The organism is Bradyrhizobium sp. 31Argb, assembly GCF_043638955.1.
Taxonomy (GTDB): Bacteria; Pseudomonadota; Alphaproteobacteria; order Rhizobiales; family Xanthobacteraceae; genus Bradyrhizobium.
This window is the reverse complement of sequence record NZ_JBEGDB010000058.1, coordinates 14,689-34,867: the sequence shown is the minus strand read 5'-3', so window position 1 is coordinate 34,867 and position 20,179 is coordinate 14,689. Positions and strand designations below refer to the sequence as shown.

The window sequence follows — 20,179 nt, the reverse complement described above, 5'->3', positions numbered from 1 at the left end:
CCGCGCGAAACTACTTCGCCGTCGTCGCCATTGCCGCCACTCTGCTCTGGATAAGGTAACTGTCCACACGGCCTAGCACGGCACTCTTCGCGACAAAGAACGCATAAGGCTCGACCTCAATGCCATGCGATTGCTCGCGCGCACGGCTCTTCGCGCTGGCATAGACCAGTGCCAGCGCCAGCACTGCGCCAATAAACAGCGAGGTCGGATACAGCGTCCCGCCCCCGGGAAGCAGCTCCGGAATGAATCCCGACGACAGTTTCTGGAAGGTCGGCGGAAACGGTCCAACCGATTGCCCCTGTAGCAGCGCAAGCGCAAGCCCCTTGAACACCAGCATGCCTGCCAGCGTGACGATGAAGGATGGAATGCCGAAATACGCCACCCAATAGCCTTGCGCCGCCCCGATCGACGCGCCGACCAGCAGACAGGCGATGAATGCCACGGGGTAATCGACGTGATAGCGAACCATCAGCACGGCGGCGACCGCCCCGATGAAGCCGGCCACCGACCCGACCGACAAATCGATATGGCCGGTGACGATCACGAGCAGCATGCCCAGTGCCATGATCACGATATAGCTGTTCTGCAGCACCAGATTGGTGAGATTGAGGGGCTGCAGCAGCGTGCCATCGGTCATGAACTGGAAGAACAGCATGATCGCGAACAGCGACAGCAGCATGCTGTAATTGCGCAGATTGTTTTTGATGAATCCAGCGTGCCCGCGCTGCTCTGGAAGTGAAACCGTCTTGTCGGTCATGGCTGCATTCCACCCGCTTGCATCTTGTTATGTTCGACGACGATTTGTACGGCCTTGTTGCGCATGATCGCACGCATGATCTTTTCTTGCGTCGCGTCCGCGGCGGCGAATTCGCCGACGAAGGCGCCGTCGTTCATCACGCAGATCCGATCGCAAATTCCGAGCAGCTCCGGCATTTCCGAGGAGATCACCACGATGCCCTTGCCGGCCTCCGCCAATTCGTTGATGATACAATAAATCTCATACTTCGCGCCGACGTCGATCCCGCGGGTCGGCTCGTCCAGGATCAGAACCTTTGGGTCCGTCATCAGCCACTTCGACAGCACCACCTTCTGCTGGTTGCCGCCGGAGAGATGGCCGGTTTCCTGGTAGACATCGGAGCACCGGATGCGCATCCGATTGCGATAGTCACTCGCCGCTTTCAGCTCCCTGATGTCGTCAATGACCCATCGCGATGCTACCTGGAAAAGGCTCGCGAGCGTGATGTTCTTGCGCACGTCGTCGGCGAGGATCAGCCCGAGCTGCTTGCGGTCTTCGGTCACATAAGCGAGGCCCGCGTCAATCGCCGCGGAGACGGTCGCAAGGCTGACCTCGCGGCCGTCCAGTTGCACACGCCCGCTGATATTGTAGCCCCACGCCCGACCGAACAGGCTCATGGCGAATTCGGTGCGTCCGGCGCCCATCAGGCCGGCGATGCCCACGATTTCGCCATGCCGCACGTGAAAGCCGACGTTCTTGATCACTTGGCGCTCCGGATGGAGCGGGTGATGCACGGACCAGTTGTCCACCACGAGCACGGGGTGCCCAATCCTGACCTCGCGCGGCGGAAAGCGATGGGCGAGATCGCGATCGACCATGCTGCGAATGATGCGGTCTTCCTCCACCTGCTCGGTCCGGCAGTCGAGCGAGTCGACGGTACGGCCATCGCGCAGGACGGTGATGCGGTCGGCGATGCGGGCGACCTCGTTTAACTTGTGCGAAATCAGGATCGAAGCGATGCCCTGTTCGCGGAAGGCCACAAGCCGGTCCAGTAACGCTGCGCTATCGGCTTCGTTGAGACTGGCAGTGGGCTCGTCCAGGATCAATAGACGTACACGCTTGGAGAGCGCTTTGGCGATCTCGACCAGTTGCTGCTTGCCGACCCCGAGATCGGTGATGAGCGCATCCGGCGACTCGCGCAAGCCAACCTGGGTCAACAGATCCCGCGTGCGCCGATATACCGCGTCGCGGTCGATAACGCCGAACCGCGCCGGCGGATGCGACAGAAAGATGTTCTCTGCGATCGACATCAGCGGAATCAGCGCGAGCTCCTGGTGGATGATGATGATCCCGAGCGCCTCGGAATCGTTGATGTCGCGAAAGCGCCGCTCTTCGCCGTCGAAGACGATGGTGCCTTCATAGTCGCCGTAAGGATGGACGCCGCTGAGCACCTTCATCAGCGTCGACTTGCCGGCGCCATTCTCACCCACGAGCGCGTGAATCTCGCCGGCCTCGACGGTGAAGTTGACGTCGCGCAGCGCCTGTACGCCCGCAAAGCTCTTGCTGACGCCGCGCATTTCTAGCATTGCCGTCATCAGATCAAATCCTGCAGCAGAGTTCCTCAGGCGAGATGTTGTCCGGCAGGCGTGACCCTGCACGCCTGCCGGACGCCATCCGCTCACTCGAATTGCGAGCGCTTGTAGTAGCCGCTGTCGATCAACACGCCGTCCCAGTTGCTCTTGTATACCACCACCGGCTTGAGCAGATAGGACGGCACCGCCTTGACGCCGTTGTTGTAGGTCTTGGTGTCGTTGACGGGAACCTCCTTGCCGCTGAGCGCCGCATCGACCATGTCAGCCGTCACCTTCGCGAGATCACGGGTGTCCTTGAAGATGGTGGAATATTGGTCGCCGCGGAGCATCGCCTTGATCGACGGCACCTCTGCATCCTGCCCGCTGACGATCGGCATTGGCTGCTCGGGCGTGCCGTAGCCGACGCCCTTCAGCGAGGAGATGATGCCGATCGAAAGACCGTCATAGGGCGACAGCACCGCATCGACACGCTTCTTGCCGTAGAAGGCGCTGAGCAGATTGTCCATGCGGGACTGCGCGGTCGCGCCGTCCCAGCGCAAGGTCGAGACCTTGTCCATGCCCATCTGTTTGCTGCCGACGACCAGCTTGCCGCTGTCGATATAGGGGTGCAGCACCGACATCGAGCCGTTGTAGAAGAAGTACGCGTTGTTGTCGTCGGGCGAGCCGCCGAACAGCTCGATGTTGAACGGACCCTTGCCCTCCTTGAGTCCAAGCCCCTGCTCGATCGACTGCGCCTGGAGCACGCCGACCTGAAAATTGTCGAAGGTCGCGTAGTAGTCGACGTTCGGCGTGTCGCGGATCAAGCGGTCATAGGCGATCACCGTGATGCCCTTGGCCTTGGCCTGCTTCAGCACGTCCGAGAGCGTGGAGCCATCGATCGCCGCGATCACCAGAACCTTGGCTCCCTTGGTCACCATGTTCTCGATCTGGGAGAGCTGGTTGGGAATGTCGTCTTCCGCGTATTGCAGGTCGGTGCCGTAGCCGCGCTCCTTCAACACCTTGACCATGTTGTTGCCGTCATCGATCCAACGCGCCGACGACTTGGTCGGCATGGCGATGCCGACCGTCGCCTTCTGCGCAAGCGCGCCGCTGCTACATATCGCGGCGGCGAGGCCCGCCAGCGCGAGCATACGGAACGTCGTCTTCAACTTGAGCATGTTTCACTCCCTTCGGTTTTAGGAACGTTTCTCGTTGCGGTGTGGTTTTGGTCGTCGAAGATCTCCTAAGAGCGGGCGAGCCTGATATCCGGCTCCGCGCGGCCGTGCGCGGCGACCTTAAGGACGAACGTGCGCCCGTGATCCGGATCGGCGGCACGCGCCGCCTCATCCATGTCCTGCCAGGCCGAGGTAACCAGGAGACGCGACAAATCCTGCCCGACGAAGGCCGGGCAGCTCGCCTGCCGCGCCGGAACGTGCAGGCAGCGCAGGTGCTCACCTTGCGGACTGTAGACGTCGACGCAACTGCCGCCCCAGCGCGCGTTCCAGATCAAGCCATCGGCATCGACCACGGCACCGTCAAGGCCGCCAATGCCGCGATGCTCTAGCAGAGCTTCGGGCGCGCCGCGCGGCAGACCGGTCGCGGGATCGAGCGCCACGCGATAGAGCTCATTCTTGGCTGTGTCGGCGAAATAACCGATCCCGCCGTCAGGCGAAAAGCAGATCGCGTTAGGAATGGTGATATTGGCGAACAGCTTTGAGATTTCGCCGCAATGGAGCGCATAGATGCTGCCGGCACCAGCCTCGGCGTTTCTCCCCATCGTGCCGATCCAGAACGTTCCGGACGGATGCACCCGCGCGTCGTTGGATCGGCTGCGCGGATTGTCGGCCTCGAGCGGACGATAGAGCGTCATAGCGCCGTCGCGGATGGAGCGGATATAAAGACCGTCTTCCGCCGCGATCAGCTGATGTTCGGCATCGATGCGTGCAAGCGCGCTGGCCATTTTGCCGAGACGATGGATGCGCACTTGTCCGCTCACGAGGTGAGCCTCGAACAGCTTGCCCTCGAGGATATCGAACCACCAGGCAGTATCGGTCGCTGCGTCGTAGGTCGGTCCCTCGCCGAGATGGCAGCGCTCCGCGCATAGGATGGAAGTCGGCACCTGCTCCATCATGTCAGGCTGCCTGCTGAAATAAAGCGGTAGACGCTGTGGTGCCGATAGACGGAGCCGGGCGCCAGCTGCGCGCTTGGAAAGTCTGCCCGGTTGGGCGAGTCGGGCCAGATCTGCGGTTCGAGGCAGATCGCGTCGTACTGCCGGTAGAGCCGGCCGCGTTTCCCGGCAATCGACCCGTCGAGATAGTTTCCCGAGTAGACCTGCAATCCGGGCTGATCGGTCAGGAGCTCGAGGATTCGCCCCGACCGCGGCGCTTCGAGCCGCGCAACAAGGCGCAATTCGCCGGCGCCGTCGAGGCAGAAGTTGTGATCGTAGCCCCGGCCGTAGCGCAGCTGGGTATCGTCGCGGCGGATCCGGTCTCCTATCGGTGTGAGGCTACGGAAATCGAACGGCGTATCGGCAACCGCGCGCGGCGGCCCCGGCAACGGAATCGCGCCCGAATCGATCGCGAGGAAATGATCGGCAGCGATCGTGAGCCGATGATCCAATATGGCCAGGCCGGACGCGGCGCCTTCGAGATTGAAGAAGCTATGATTGGTCAGGTTGACGATCGTCGAACGGTCGACGCATGCCTCGAAGCGTACCGACAGCTCCGTCGGGCCGGTCAGCCGATAGGTGACACGAACACTGAGCCGGCCGGGATAACCCTCTTCACCATGGTCGCTGACGTAGGCAAGCGTAACCATGGGCTCGACGCCGTCCTCGATCTCGATAATCTGCCAGAGCCTTCGGTCAAAGCCCTCTGGCCCGCCGTGAAGAGCGTGCGCGCCGTCATTGGCCGCAAGCCGCGCGACCTCGCCATCGATCTCGAAACGGGCGTTGGCGATGCGATTGGCGTAGCGCCCGACCGTGACGCCGAAGAAGCCCCGCACGTTCAAGTAACCGGTGAGATCGTCATGGCCGAGCACGACGTCGTCGCACGCACCTTGCGCATCGGGCACCATCAGCGCCTGAAGTGCCGCGCCATAGGTGATGATATGCGCTTCGAAGCCCCGTGCACCCAGAAGCACCGCGCGCTCAACCGGACGACCGTCCGCCAGCGTGCCGAAGACATCCCGTGCAATGCGTGGGGCTGTGTTGGCCATGGCTCAGCCTTCGAACACTTCGACGATCCTGGGTCGGCCCGGCCCATCGGTCGCGGCGATGGCGGTAACATGCTGATCCCGCGCAATCTTGCCGAAGCCAACAATAGCGACACGCGGTGCTGTCATGGTCCTTCCCGCGCTTCAACTGACAGTGCTTCTTGAGCCGATGAGTTCGCGTTTGCCGTGCCTTCGTGCCGCCGCATGCCGTTGTGGATGACCTCGATCATGGCCGCCGCGGCCGTTTCAGCATCGCCCGCCGCGATGGCGTCGACGATGCGTTGATGCCAAAGCAGCACGGTTTCGCGATCGCCCGCTTCGACCGGCGCACTGAGCAGAAACGACGCGCGCAACGCCGCCTCGATCACATGACCGATCGAGCGCATGAACAAATTGCCGGATGCGTTGGCGACGGCGATGTGCAAGGCAAGGTCGGCATCGGCAAAGCCGACGGAGTCCGAGGCCTCCCGCCGCATCCGATCGAGGCTGCGCTGAAGCTCCAAGATATCGGCTTCCGAGCGTCGCGCTGCCGCGAGCGCCACCGCCCGCGGTTCGACCGCCAGGCGAATCTCCGCGAGGTCGCCGAGGAAACGCTTGTCTATGCCCGCATCGAGATGCCAGGCGAGCACATCGGCATCGAACATGTTCCACGCGCCGCGCTCCCGCACAACAGTGCCGACCCGTGCCTTGGTGCTGAGCAGCCCCTTGGCCACCAGCGTCTTCACGCTCTCACGCAGCACTGGGCGTGAGACACCGAACATCGCGGTGAGTTCGGCGTCACCGGGCAGCCGGGTCCCTTCCGCATAGCGGCCGGCGATGATGTCAGTGCCAATGCTGCGGGCCACCTCGGCATGATTGGAATGGGCGCGCCGCGTCGGAATCACGACAAGCTGCGAAGTCATGGGTTTGCCCCAGCACTGGCGACCGCCGAGCGATGCGCCACCGCGGTCATTGCCCGCTGCAGCGCGATCGAGGCGAACGGCAGGATGCGCGCCACGAGGTTGGCGACGTAACGATAGCCGCACGAAAGGCTTTGGGGGGCATGAGGCGCGTTCTCCCGAAATGCTTGTTTCCGGGTGCTCTCCGCCGGCATAGCGGTGGCATGGCACCTTCGGGCTGCTCGTTTGAGGCAGCCAAGCCAATATTTCACGCCAGGAAGGCCCTGACTAGTAATATTATTTTACTATTTAGGCCCGATTTCAGCCGGGAAATACAGATCGCCTCGCCCACGACAGCGGTCCCTTTTGGCGTCGGGCTCCGACGAGCCTATCCGAAACACGCCGGAGTCTTCTGCAATGCACGTTCGGTGACGGCCGATTCAGGCAAAGCAGATTCGTTCTGCTCGGTGTCCGGCCAGGACCACCAATGGCTTGCGCTGACGAGCAAACGGCCAGCTACAAGGAAACGATGCCGCTATCGGATTTACGCGACAGCACCATCCTCCTTGCTGGCCCTGCTGAAGCTCGACACGATAGAAGGCTGCCTGTTTGGCAAAAACCCATGCGGCCTGATCGAGATATGGCGGTTGCAGGACGAGGGCTCCGAAAAGCGCCCCGCGCCGACACGGCATCAAATGCACAACAACGGCGATTTCAGCGCACTGCCTGAACTCGCCCTCGAGCAGAAAACCTTGCGGCCCCTCGACAACCCCTTCAGCACGAGGTTGTTACCTATGTCGTAGGTACGTTCCGTTACCGATGTCTGCGGGCCAGACATCGGCCGCGCGAATGCCCGGTGATAGAGTGACGCTTTCCACCTCCGACAAGTGAGACTGCTCGTCAGCCACTCGCCTATCTCCCGACCCAAAATTTTTGGTCGTGCGCCAACCGGAGGCGGCCCCGCCCCGCTTCGGAAGGCTTGCTCACATTGGCTGTCGCTAGATTTTCTTGATCTCCCGGTGCGCACGTCGTGCACATGCTGCCCACTCACCAATTGAAAGATTTGAACTCTCGCTCCAGCCCATCATGGGGGCGCAGCGTCTGCTTCGGCGGCGCGGGAGCGCTACCGCCTTCCCCGCACCGAACCAACTCGCGTTACCTTCCTCAATCATCCGCATGGTGCAAGGCGTAAGGCGCTCGACGCTATGTTGGCCGGCCAAGCGAGTGTTCGACTGGCTTCCGTTTGCCGATATCAGCCAGCTTCCGCGATTCAACAACAAATTGAAGTTGCGTCCGTTGAGGCCGAGCCGCAGCCTCAACGACACGTTCGTGCGCAGGTCCGCCGACTATTGGCGGGCGAGCCGGTACTGCTCCTCCGGCGTCAGTTTCCGCAATTGATCGTCCGTCAACTGCCCCACGCCCACATACTGGACCGAACTCGTCGGATCGTAGCTCTGTCGACCTTGGTCACGTCGACGGCGCTCCTCACCGCCATCCGGCGAGGTCCCGTCGCCGCCACCGAAGCCGAGGAATTCGACGATGATGATCGACGGACGGTCGTTGGTGCTGGGCGCGGTTGGCTGAACCTGTTGCGTCGCCGCCGTCATGTTGTTGCTGGTGGACAATGCCGCGACCGGCGGCGCCTGCACCGTGGGCACGCCGGTGACATTGCCCTGCGCCTGGATGTTGGCGGCGTTGACGATCTGCAGCGCCGCGAGGTTGATGTTGCCGGAGGAGCGAATCCCCACCTCGCCCGCATCGATCGTGCCGAGCGGTGCAATCAGATCGACATTGCCCGCTGCGACACCTGGGATGGGGTTGAGGGTCGCGATGCCCGCACCTGAGGACGGCACGTTTGGCGACAGGGTCACGGCGCCATAATTGTCGTAAACGCGCTTCGCTGGCGTGTAGACGATCGTGCTCTTTGCGCCACGGCCGGCGTTGATGTCGCCTTCCGCCGACCAGGCGAGGATATCGCCGCCGAACGTCGTCATGATGCGCGACAGGCCGAGCAGCACGGAACCCTTCGAATAGAAGCCGATATCGCCTGTCCCTTGCGTCACCACGCCCGCCGTGGAGGGTGGTACCTGGCCTTCGACGCCGACGACGATCTGGCCGCCCGGGGCCATGAACTCGATATCGCCGCCGAACAGCGTCTTCACGCCCGAGCCGCCGAAGAGGGTGATGTCGCCGGCGCGCACGATTTCGTTTCCTTGCGCATCCTTGTCCGGGAACAGCGTCGCGATCATCTGGCGGCCGCGTAGGTAAGAGCCGTAGCGGCTGCTGGCGGGTTTGTTGTATTCCCGGCCGCCCTCGCGCAGCTCCGCATAATAGACCTGCCGCAGGAAGATGCGCTGCTGCTCCGGCGCAAGGCCGTCGAAATAGGCCAGTGCCTCTTTATCCGTGCCGGTGAAGCCGTAGCGTTCCTTGAGCCAGCCGGACAATTCTTTCGCGTAGATCTTGACCGCCTTGCCCGGCTGGTCAGCAAGCGGGCGGGCGGGATCGGCGAGGTTGACCGGGTCGAGATAGCGGGCGCGGATCGCATTCCAGTCCGCGCCCTCCATTCCGGCCATCATGGTGATGGAGGCGCCGTCGCGCTTGTCGTTGCTGATGATCGCGCCCACGGAGGTGACGGAGGCCTTGTCCTCCATCTGGATGCCATGGCCCGCCGTGATTTCCAGCGCGCCGGGGCCGGCAACCGTCACATTGCTGTAGACGATGTCGCCGCCGGCCTCGATCAGCGACATATCGGTCGAATTGCTATGCACCGATACGATGTCCGCGCCCAATATGTCGCCGCCGGCGCGCATCCATACCGGCGCTCCGGCTTCATACCAGGTCATGATGCTGCGTTGACCGAACACTGGCGATCTCGCCTTCATGTCGCGAACGGCCCCGGTCTCGAGGCCGACAATATCGCCCGACACGGCATAGAAACGCGACGGGGTTGCATTGCCGGCATGGAGCGCGGCGTCGAGCGGCGTATTGGGACCGAAAGCGAACAGCGTTGCGATACCCTTAGTGCCATCAGCCGATAGATTGTGCGCCAGCAACGTTGGATCGGCACCATTGCTGTGAGTGCGATAGCCCGCGAAGGCCGTGCGGAAGGGCGTCGGCAGCGCGGTGTCCGCGCCCGAAATGCTGATGCTGTAACTGTGGGTGGGGGCATAGATCGAGCCGCCGGCCAGCAGTTCGAGCTGGCCTTTCGGCGATGGCGCGAGCAGCAGGCCCGAGGCTTGGGGCCCATTGGTCACGTCGAAAGCGCCCTGGCCCAGTTTGATATCGCCGCTGGCGGCGACAGCGCTCAGGATGGAGGGATAGATGAAATATTGGTAGCTAGGGGTAACACCCGCCGGCAGATCCTCCACGCTGACATTGCTGCCCCCAGCGCTGCCCCGCATCTGCGCATTCGGCGTGAGAGTGGGCGTCAAATCGCCGCCGGCGGAGAACAGATTGATGGCGGTATTCCGGGTCCAGAGCGAGAACCAGCCTTCGCCCTGGCCGCTAAAGGCTGCGCCATTATAGGTGAAGGGCGACGTGTTCACGAGGCCCACACGGCCCGGATCGCCCGCGCCGCCCAGTACGAGGTCGCCGCGCGTATCGATAGTGGCGACGGCGTCGCCCAGCATCAGCACCGGCCCGCCCAAGGGGGTGCCACCGGCGGCGACGAACGGGTCATCCGGACGAATACCGCCACCATTCGCGCTATAGCCGTCCTTGATGCCGCCGAGCGCGCCGCTTTCAAACGCGACCGCGCCGCGCAGATTGGTGAAGACGCCGTTGAGGTCGAGAAGATGCGAGACCGGCCTCGGATATGTCGCCGTGACGGACTCCAGATCGGAATTGAACGAACCGCCCGCCTTGATCGAGAGATCGCCGCCGCCCGTCAGCACGAGATCGCCGCCAACCACACGCCCGGTCGAGCCGACCGCCGCGACCAGCCCCTCCGATCGCGCCGAGCGATTGGCGCTGGTGTTGCGGGCGGCATCGCCGCGCGCATCGACCACGCCGGCATTGCCGCCGGCGATGATATCGACATTGCCGCCGCCCAGCGCGCCGAAGCCGGTGAAGCCGACCAGACGTGGCGTGGCGCCCCCTGCGTCGGAGCTGTTCACATAAGTGCCGAAATTGATCCACCAGTTCGTGGCGATGTCATTCACCCCAGCCGTGCCGCTGTTACCCTGCCGCCACAGCCAATTGCCGACCGCGCTGCTGGAATAGAGGGCTGCTTGAAATTTCTCCTTTGTAGCGCTGGCCGAGTCCTTGTCCCAGCTATCGCCACTCACATTGCGGCCGGCGGAAACCAGCAGATTGCCGCCCTGATCGGGATACCACGCCCGATAAGCCGCCAGCGCGGCGCTGTAATCCATGCTTTCATTGACCGTGCCGAGAATGGAATCGGTACCGGCGCGTGTGCCGCGCGGCAGGTTGAAACCCGCGTTGGCGGTCTCGCCGCCCGGCAGCGCGGTCGGCGTACCCGCCGTATAGACGCCGAACATCGACATCATGCGCACATCGCGGCTCGCGAGCAGATTCAGATCGCCGGTGCCGGCGCGCAGCACACTGTAGAGTGGGTATTCCGGGCTGTAGGTGTAGGTCTTCGTGCCACCGCCGCCGCCGCCAACGCAGAAATCGCCAAGTCCGCAGAGTTCTTCCAGACTGACACCAAGAGCCGCTTCTATCGAGGGAAAGCCGGTATAGGCCAAGAATTCTTCCAGCGTCATTCCCTCTACGGCTGGATCGCCCCAAATGTCGGATACGAAAGCCTTCGTGAATCTCAAGACAGATGAATCTTGCACAGAGCCACGCATCCCATAATGCGTATCCGCCAGCACGATATCGCCCTTGCCGGCCACATCGAGCGCCCGCACATCGGCGGAGCTGAGATCCGCTCCCGCCACCGCCGTCATGTCCCACGAGGTCGCCCCTTCCGGCAGCATCGGCGCCAGCGCCCAGTTGCGGCGGTTCTGGCGTCCGTCGGCATCGACCGGCCACAGATTGACCGGCTTGTCGTCCACCAGCTCCACCTTGGTTTGGGACGGTATCACCGCGCCGCGCGCCAGCGTGATGCGCTGGCGGGTAGCGAGCATCACCGGCAGCGGCACGCCCTTGGGCCAAGTGAAGGCCGCCATCTTGGCATCCGCATTAAGGCGCGTGCCCGCGCCGAGCCGCGCGCCCGGCGTCAAGGTCAGGGCCTCGCCCAGCACGGTGCCCGCCTTGATGAGTGTGCCTGATGATGTCACCACATCCGCCGCCAGCACCTGCCCCGCCACCAGCGTCAGATTGCCGTCAAGCACCATCGCGACCGGCAGAACCGTGCCTGCCGGCAATGTCGCCGCGCCGGCCGGGATATCATAATTGAGCACCGCGCCCTGCTGGAACTGCGTTCCCGTATCCAGCACCACGCCATCGATGGGGACCACGATGTCGCCGCCGAACGGCGTCTTGCCGCCGTTCAGATCGTCGCGCCCCTCGGTCAGCACCCAGCCCGCGCCCTTTTCGTCGGGATTGTCAGGCGGCGGCGCGAAGCCGTCATTGATGCTGCCATGGATGTTCAAATCGCCCGCCGCGCGGATGACCAGCACACCCGGCTCGCCGAAGCCGCGCAGCGCCGGGTTGAGACGATTGGCATTGGGGCCGTAGCGATAGTTCGACAGGTCGATATCGCCCGAAACCGTCAGCGCGCCGCCGGGATTGGTCGCCTGGTTGCTGACGATCTCGACGCCGGGACGCAAATGATAATCGCCAAGGCGCTTCAGACGCGCGGTGAGCGACGCATTGCCGAGCGCGGCGTTGATGAAGGCCTGGCTGTGGCCGTCGATGGTGTCGAGATAGGCTTGCGTGATGAGCTGCGGCCGCGCGCCCGACACGTCGGGCAGGTCCGCCAGCGGCGCATCGTCATAGCTGCGGAAGGCATTGACGGCTGTCGTCTTCGCGCCTGATATCGCGGGTGTCCCCAGAATATCGATCGCCACATCATCCGCGCCCACCCGCGCGGCGTTGAGGTCGAGCGTGCCGCGCGCCTTGCCGTCGTTCCTGCCCGCGCCCGTGCCTTGCGCGATTCCGGTTCCGGCGCGCAAATCGATTGCCGCATTGGTCCCAAGCGTGAGCCTGCCTTCGCGGCTCGTCAAATCGACGATGGCCCGGTTCGGACTGTCGATGATCTTGCCATAGCTGTCGAAGCGCATCCCCGTGCCATGCGCGTCGAGCGTGCCGTTGAGGGTGAGGCTGCGCTTGGCGGCAAGCCGGATCGCGCCGACCTGATAACCGCTGGCGTCGATGCGGCCATTGACGGTGAGATTACCGCCATCGACGACGATCTGCACCTCGCGCGCTTTTACCTCGTCGCCAACCGTGAGATCGCCCTGTTTGATCTGGAAGCGCCGCGCGCCGAAGACTTCGCCCGCGTTGAGCCGGCTGTTGAGCCCGGCGAAATCCGCCAGCGTCTGCGCCCGCAACGTCAATTGCGCGGCATCATAGGGGACGATCGTGCCGCCGGCATCATATGCGCCGCTGGCGGAACCGAGGATGGTTCCCGTGAGATCGACATGCCCCGCCGCGGTCCCCAGCGCCGTAACGCTCATCGCGCCGCCGCGATTGTTCTTCGCCGAGAGATCGATGAGCGAACCCGACGCAGCAAGGATGTTTCCGCCCGTGCTGGCCAATATGAGGTCGCCGCCCCAGCTATATTTGGTGACGTCGAACATCTTGACCGCGCGTCCCGCAAGATCGATGCGGGCCTTGTCGGTGAGCGTGATATCCTGCGCGGCGTTGAGCGCCAGCTTGCCGGAGGCAAACGCCAGCGTCGTGCCGATACCGATCCTTTGCGCCGCAAGTTGCAGTTCCGCGCCCAGCGTGTCGCTGCCTGCCGTCTTCCCCGCGCCTGACAGCGTGATCGCGCCGCCCGCCGTGAGGCTATTGACCGAGCCAGCCTCGCCCGTCACGAGCGGGCTGTTCAGCGTCAAGTCGCCGCCGCTATATTGCCAGCCCTTATCGGCCACATAGTCGCCCTGATGGTGATAGACCGCGAGCGACCCCTTGCCGCTGGAGGTGATCCGGTCGCTCGCCGTCAGATTGACGGACGCGAAGCCGAGCGCGAGACGATCGGCGGAAACCAGATTATTGGGCTGGGTGTTGGGCGCATAGCCGAGCAGGATGCGGTCAGCCACGATGTCGAGGCTGCCGTCTCCGAGCAGGTCGCGCATCGCGGCGCCCGGCGCGGCCGGTGTCGAATAGCCCGGAACCGAGCTCTGGCCGGCGGCTATCGCGCCCGCCCAGATGAACTCTCCGGCGGTGATGGTGACCTTGTCATCAGCCGCGCCATAGCCGTAGACGGCGGGGGTGCCGAACACCAGCCGCTGAACCGACGATTTGCCGGTGCCGGTGGCGAGCGTGTTCAATTCGACCGAGCCGAACAGATTGAAGGATTCCCGCGCGTTCAGCACCAGCGTTTCAAGCGCGGGCGTGCCGATGGCGGTGTTGCCCTTGAGCAGGCCCGCCAGCACATCCTGATTGAGCGTCATGCCCGGCGGGAGCTGGCCCGCGGCGCGGGCAGCGGCCAGCCTTTCGCTGGAGCCGAGATTGACCGCCGAGACCCCCAGCACCAGATTGCGCGCGCCATAGCGAAGATTGTCGGCGAGCGTGAAGGCCTTGTCGGTGGAAACGCCGATGGTGCCTTCGGTATAAAGCGTGGTTTCGCCTGAGCAGACCGTGATGCAGCCGCCGATATCGACCGGCACGCTGCCGGGCTGGGTCGGAGCCAGCAAATTGATCCAACCATTGGACACCGCGAGCATGCTCATGTTGCCGCCGCCGAAAATGAAGCCGTCGCTGGAATCATAGCTCGGCGCGCCACGGCCGATCGTGGTGATCGACGCGCCCTGCTCGACCACGATGCGCCCCTCCCCCGGCCTTGCATCGCTTCCCGCGGCGATCAGAAACACCTCCGGCGCCGACAGCACCGCGCCCGAGCGGACGATCACGGAATTGGCGGGGCCGATAAAGCCCACCTGGGTGCCGCCATAGCTCACCACGGGTACGCCGCCGATCGACAGGCGCGATGCGCCGAAGCCGCTGAGATCGCTGGCATAGAGCGCGACGCCGTTCTTGTCCGTCCCCGCCGGCTTCTGGCCATCGGCAAGGATTTCAATCGGACGATTTGAAGTGATCCCCACCGCCAGTGTGCCGCCGAAGCCAACGCTTCCGGCCTGCGGCGCGAACAGCGCCTTGCCGTCGAATTTGAGGGCGGGCGTATCGCCCAGCCCCGCCCCCGCGCTCGGCATCAGCGCCAGTGTCTTGGCGTCCACGGTCATCATGCCGCGCGCAATGCCGCGCCGCGCCGCATCGGCCAGCACGAAATCATTGTAGCTCTTCTCATTGTAGGACGAATGGGTGCGGACACTTGTCGCAGGGGTGATGATGATCTGGCTCGCCAGCGTGTCGCGCACGCCGGTATTGGCGGTTCCCATGAGCCCCGCCGCGACATAGGAGCCGTTGCCGATGCCGGTGACGCCGGCGAGGCCCATCTGATTGCCGGCGCCGATCTCGACGCGGAACGCGCCCGGCAGCAGCGCATAGGTGGATGGCAGCAGCGTATAGGTGCCCGCCGGCAGGCCGGGTATGCCCGCAGGGATCGTCACCTGCCGCCCGATACCCGGGTTGCCCGCGCCCGCATCGGCGGCAACCGGCGCATAGCCGCCGGCAAAGCCGGGGACGATGGCATAGACGGCATTGCCCGACCGGCTGAAGCCATAGGCGGGATTGGCGTCGGCAAACGCGGCGCGCAGCACATCGACCGAGCCGCCGCGCCCGCTGACGAAGCCCGCGCCGGTGAGGTCACCGCCGCCCGAGAGGTCGAGCGTCGCGCCCTCCCGCACATCGACCGCGACGCCGTAGAGCGAAATCCCGCGCTTGGGCTCATCGCCTGAGCCGCGGGGGCTTATCCCGTCCGGCTGGACCTCCACGCCGTTGTAGCGATAGACGATGCCATCCAGCGTGCCGCCATAGGGCATGGTGAGTCCCGCCGCGCTGACCGAGGTCAGGCTGCCCGGCAGGAAAGTGACTTGGCTCTGGATGCCCTTGGCGGCCGTGAAAGAGGTGGTGCCGATCTGGAGGCTGCCATGGGGCGCACGGACCACGCCGCCCTGATCGATATACGCGGCGCCAAGCATGAGCGTGCCGAAGACGGAATACGGCACATCGGGCGTGGCGCCGCCGATGGAGCGGATCGTCAGCCGGCCGTTCGGGTCGGTGATTTTTACGTCGGTAACGCTCCCGGCGGAGATGGGGATGGCGCCGGCCATGATCCTCGCCGTCGCGCCGGTGGCCGGATAGATTTGCGCCGCCGTAAGCGTCAGATTGCCGGGCACGACCAATTGCGTCGGCCAATTGCCCGCGTTCACATCCGCATTATAGCCATTGAGCAGCCTTATATCGCCCCGGCTCGTGAGCGCCGTTTCGCCGAAGCTGGAAAGGAAAACATTGCCGCCGATATCGATCAGGTCGGCATCGACGGCCAGCCGAGCTCCCGGCCTCGCCGCAGTAGGCGCCGGGGTCGGCTTGATGATGTTGGCGCCAGAGAACAGGGTAGGATAATAGGTCTGCGCCAGGCGCACATAGGGAGCTGATATCGCCACTGCCGCCCTGTCCGGCGCCGACCCGGCCAAGGCGAGGCCACCAAAGAGGCGGAAGCTGCCGCGCAGCGCCAGGCTCAAATCGCCCTCGGCGAAAACCGTGCCCGCCAGCGACAGATGATCGAACCCGCCCGCCTCGATGCGGTCCTTGCCCAGCCGCGCGAAGCCATAGGTGAGGCCCGCATCGGCCGCGCCCGCCGCAAGACCCGGCGACAGCACGCTTTCGCCCTGTGTTTGCGCCAGCGTGATCACGCGCGGGTTAAGAAGTGCCGGATCGACCGGCATGCCGTTCCTCCATTCGGAGCCGGTAAACGCGATGCCGAGCGTGCCGCCCGAAGCGCCTTCGCCGCCCGCCGCCGCGTGCATAAAGCCATCGAGATAAAGGCCGTTGGCCGACCGCAGCACGATCGAGCCGCCGTCGCCCGCGACGGCCACCGGCTGTCCGGCAGCGCCAAGACCGCTTTCCGGGATATCCAGCACCGCGCTTGCGCCCGACGCATCGAGCACCGCGCCGGGACGGATGATCAGGAAGCGGTCCGACGGACGATTGGTATTGGTCTTCACATCTTCCCAGTCGATCGCGCCGCCGATCTCGATGCTGCCGCCATCCTGCACCACGCCATAGCGGCGGTCTTTGCCATCGCGCGCCACATAGGCACGGCCCGCCACATCCAGCACCGCTCTGTCGCCGATCCACACCGAGGTGGGTTTGGCGGTGCCGTCATAGCCGGGGAGGCTCAGATCGGTGATGGCAATGCGGCCGCCATAGGCGTTCAACCGCCCATTGATGGTGATTTGGCCCCCGCCGCTGAGCTCGATCTTCTGGCCCGGATCGACGGTGACGACCGCGCCTTCGCTTATTTCGACCGGCGCTTTCACCGCCACATAAGGCCCGCCGGAACCAAGCTTCAGGCTGGCGCCGGCGCGCTGGGTGAGCACCCCCTTGACCGCATTTTCCTGCCACAGCGGCGGCGTCCATATCTCAAGCGCGCTCGACGTATCAGCGGCGGAGGGTACGCCGAAGCCCCCGTCCTTGACCCGGTAGACAGGCGCGAACACATCCAGCGCCGCGCCTTCCGCCACCTTGACGCCGCCATAGCCGGTAATGTCATATTTTGAGAAACCGGACTGGAACAGATCGGTGGCAAGCGACAGACCTTGCGACGATCCGCCACCGATCGCGACCGCCATTGCGGTCTCGATTTGCAGCGTGCCGCCGCCTTTCACGCCATAACCGGCGATATCGCCATCGAGCTTCAGCGTGCTATTGGAACCGACGGGACCATTCTGGGGCGCTCCGCTGGCGAGAATGACATCGCCGCCCGCGCCGCCGACGGTCTTGTTCGTCTCCTTCAAGGCCGCGCCCGAGGACACGTCGATCCGGCTACCCTTCTCCATCGTCACATTGGCGCTGGTGGCCAGGAAGACATCGCCGCCGTCGATATGCGCCAGCTTATCGGTATCGGCCGGTTCAACGACGGCATTGACCCACAGACCACGCACATCCAGCATCGCGCCCTCGCGCAGCGTGATGGAAGCCGCGCCATCAGCATCGAACAGCTCGCCGGGAACGGCGGCGCTGTTGGGGTGGATCGCGAACCAGTTGGTCGCGCGGATCGACCCGCTGCGCGCGGTGACATCGGCGGCAATGTCGGTTGTGGGTGCAGCCAGCGTCAGCACGCCGCCATCGGCCAGCGTCAGGTCGCTCTCGATGGCGATCTTACCACGCGTCTCCAGCGTCAGCCCGCCAAGCCGGACCTCGTTCAGGCGATCGGCATCAAACCATGCGGTGCCGGTGCGCTCCCCGGACAGCGCGGCGTCGCTCGTCAGATTGCCGGTGACGTCGGCGACATCGCCGATTCTGACATCCACCGCATAGGGCCCGTTGTTCCCCGCCGTCAGGTCATAGCGCCCCAGCACGAGCGAGCCGGCCTGCGCGATCGTATTTTGCGCAGCCTTGTAACCATCAGTGATGCCTTCAGGCCGCGCCTGCTGCTGCCGCTCGCCAGTGACGACGTCGGCGAGGATGTCGCCCTCGAACACCGCCGTCGGCGTGGACAGAATCAGCCGTCCGGCATCGCGCCCGACCGTGTAGCCCTCCTCCCAACGCACGCTCTCGCGGCCGCGGCCGAACGGGCTGGTCCAGACCTCGGTGACGTTCCAGCGCTCGTGCTTGCGGATGAAGCCGCTGCCAAGACCATAGAAGGTCATGTCGGCGCGGGCATCGTTGATGTTGTAGAGCCGCCCGTCGGCCCCAAGGAAGTTCGTGGTCCGGATATAGCCGGCCTCATAGCGGATCGAGCCGCCCGAGATGTCGAACACCGATCGGGCCTGCGCGATCACCGCCGGCGCCGACAGCGTGATGGTGCCGCCAACTGCGCTCCATTCGCCGATCCTGTGCCGGATGTTGGCGAGATGGCCACCGACTTCGAGCAGCCCGCCCGGCGTGTAGTAGCGATCGCCCTCATAGCCGCCCGTGCCCGACGGCACGTAGGTCAGATCGCGGATATCGACCCAGACGTCGGCGTTCTTCAGCGCATTGCTGTCCCGGTTCTGCGGTGAATCGCGCAGCTCATTGCCCTGGATATTGACCATGATGTTGTTGGCCGACATCGCCAGCGACACGTTGCGCACGCCGGAGACGTCGATCGTGGCGCCACTCTCGGTGAAGATGCGCCCGCCAGCGGACACCGCCACCTGCCCGCCCTGCGCCATGGTCAGCGAACCTGCTCCCTCGCCGCCCTTGAAGATCACATTGCCGCCAGTGACGATCTCGATGCGCGACTGATCGAGACGATCGGCAAGCAGGGAGAGATTGTCGAACCGACCGGTCGCCGACTGGCCGCGCTGCTGGTTCGCGGTGGCGGACGCCGTGATCAGCGCGTCGCGCTGGCCGTTGAGCGCGGTCTCCCCGCTCTCGAGCTCGGGGATGACGGTGGTGACGCTGCCCGCGCCGAGCGTCACGCTGCCGCGCGTGTCGGTCGCCGAATTGAGCAGATGGATGGTGCCGCGGGTGTTGACCGAGGTCGAGGCGACCAGGGCGCCGTTCTGCTCGATGGTGCGGCCGGCGAGCGTGATGTCGCCCTGCGCGCTGAAGACCACACCGTCATTGCGGACCAGCCCGACGAGGCCGCCGGTATGCAACACTGGCGCGATCTCGCTGCCGCGCGTGGTCGATGCGACGTTCTGGTCGGTGCCATAGCCACGGCGCAGCACGAAGTCATCGCCCGCCGCCAGTTGAGCCTGGCCCAGCGGTGTCGCGATCGAGCCGGCATTGACGACCTGCCCGCCCATCAAGAGCACGAAGCCGCCGCCGGATGTGACGGACGCCGGTGCGCGCGTCTCGATCTGTGCACCCGCTTCGACCTTGACCACCCCGCCGCCCGTGCCATTGCCGAGCAGCGCCGCCGCGTCGGTGAAGCTCGGCGTCCAGGTCGATCCCGTCTGCGTTGAATAGATGCCCTTCAGAAATTGCTCGTCCGACATCTTCGCCGTCGATGCGATCAGCGCACCGACATTGATCTGGCTTCCGCCGCCGAAGATGATGCCGTTCTGGTTGATCACGTAGACCGAGCCGTCGGCCTTGATATTGCCGAGGATCTGGCTCGGCCGCGCATCCGTGCCGAGCACCCGGTTGAGCGCGACCCAGTCGCGGTTGCCGTGCTGCTCAAACCGCAGATCGGTCCGAGCGCCGACATTGAAAGTGTCCCAGGTGAGAATGGCCTTCTGCTGGGTCTGCCCGATATTGACCTTGACGCGGTCGCCGTCCGTGAACTGTGTCGGCAGGTTCGCCCCCTGCCACAGGTCGGTTCCCGGAACAGCGCCGGCCGGCCGCTGAAGTCCACCGACGCCCAAACCATTGGGGATCGAAGACGCATTCACTGCGGCGCGCGCGGCATCACGGGCCGCCTGTTGGCTGGCCTGCTGCGCCTGGATCGCGAGCGTCGCCCGCTTGAGTGCATCCGAGGACTGACTCGCGGCGCGGGCGGCTTCCTGTTGCGCCGATTGCGCTGCCGCGATCGCCGCTGCCGACGGTGTCGGCGCCTGTCCACCCAAGGGACGAGCTATCGCGACCGGGTCGGAGAAGAACAGCGCCGCCACACTGACGCCGGTGAGCAATGCAGCGCGGCGCGCATTGCGGTAGGCGTG

Annotated in this window: 8 protein-coding genes and 1 pseudogene; 1 reads left to right on the top strand and 8 read right to left on the bottom strand. The window is 64.6% G+C overall.

Annotation, left to right across the window (positions count from 1 at the left end):
* Positions 1-55 precede the first annotated feature (55 nt).
* From AAFX91_RS14400 to AAFX91_RS14370, 7 genes and pseudogenes are all read right to left on the bottom strand, one after another.
* Positions 56-757, bottom strand: a pseudogene (locus tag AAFX91_RS14400) (sugar ABC transporter permease); the annotation flags it as partial.
* A complete protein-coding gene (mmsA, locus tag AAFX91_RS14395; protein WP_282527566.1) occupies positions 754-2,331 on the bottom strand; it encodes a multiple monosaccharide ABC transporter ATP-binding protein in 1,578 nt (525 codons plus the stop codon). The gene mmsA and the pseudogene AAFX91_RS14400, both read right to left, overlap by 4 nt.
* 83 nt (positions 2,332-2,414) lie before the next feature.
* Positions 2,415-3,485 carry a multiple monosaccharide ABC transporter substrate-binding protein gene (gene chvE, locus AAFX91_RS14390; RefSeq protein ID WP_394566906.1) on the bottom strand — a complete coding sequence of 357 codons (1,071 nt, stop codon included), beginning with the start codon at positions 3,483-3,485 and terminating at the stop codon, positions 2,415-2,417.
* 65 nt (positions 3,486-3,550) lie between these two features.
* Positions 3,551-4,435 carry an SMP-30/gluconolactonase/LRE family protein gene (locus tag AAFX91_RS14385; protein ID WP_394566907.1) on the bottom strand — a complete coding sequence of 295 codons (885 nt, stop codon included), beginning with the start codon at positions 4,433-4,435 and terminating at the stop codon, positions 3,551-3,553.
* A complete protein-coding gene (locus AAFX91_RS14380; protein WP_394566905.1) occupies positions 4,435-5,523 on the bottom strand; it encodes an aldose epimerase family protein in 1,089 nt (362 codons plus the stop codon). The genes AAFX91_RS14385 and AAFX91_RS14380 overlap by 1 nt, the downstream gene beginning before the upstream one ends.
* A 3-nt stretch (positions 5,524-5,526) precedes the next feature.
* Positions 5,527-5,649: a hypothetical protein gene (locus AAFX91_RS14375; RefSeq protein ID WP_394566908.1), complete on the bottom strand. Its 123-nt coding sequence runs from the start codon at positions 5,647-5,649 to the stop codon at positions 5,527-5,529.
* Complete coding sequence (locus tag AAFX91_RS14370) at positions 5,646-6,422, bottom strand: FadR/GntR family transcriptional regulator (protein WP_394566904.1); 777 nt, start codon at positions 6,420-6,422, stop codon at positions 5,646-5,648. Before AAFX91_RS14370 ends, AAFX91_RS14375 begins: the two co-directional genes overlap by 4 nt.
* Before the next feature lie 200 nt (positions 6,423-6,622).
* On the opposite strand from AAFX91_RS14370, the gene AAFX91_RS14365 reads away from it, so the two are divergent.
* Positions 6,623-7,201 (top strand): hypothetical protein, encoded by a 579-nt coding sequence (locus AAFX91_RS14365; protein ID WP_394566903.1) that lies wholly within the window; start codon positions 6,623-6,625, stop codon positions 7,199-7,201.
* Between the two features lie 543 nt (positions 7,202-7,744).
* Here the strand turns inward: AAFX91_RS14365 and AAFX91_RS14360 are convergent.
* The gene (locus tag AAFX91_RS14360; RefSeq protein ID WP_394566902.1) at positions 7,745-20,149 is read right to left on the bottom strand and encodes a filamentous haemagglutinin family protein; all 12,405 of its coding nucleotides are present in this window, start codon (positions 20,147-20,149) and stop codon (positions 7,745-7,747) included.
* Positions 20,150-20,179: the final 30 nt, after the last annotated feature.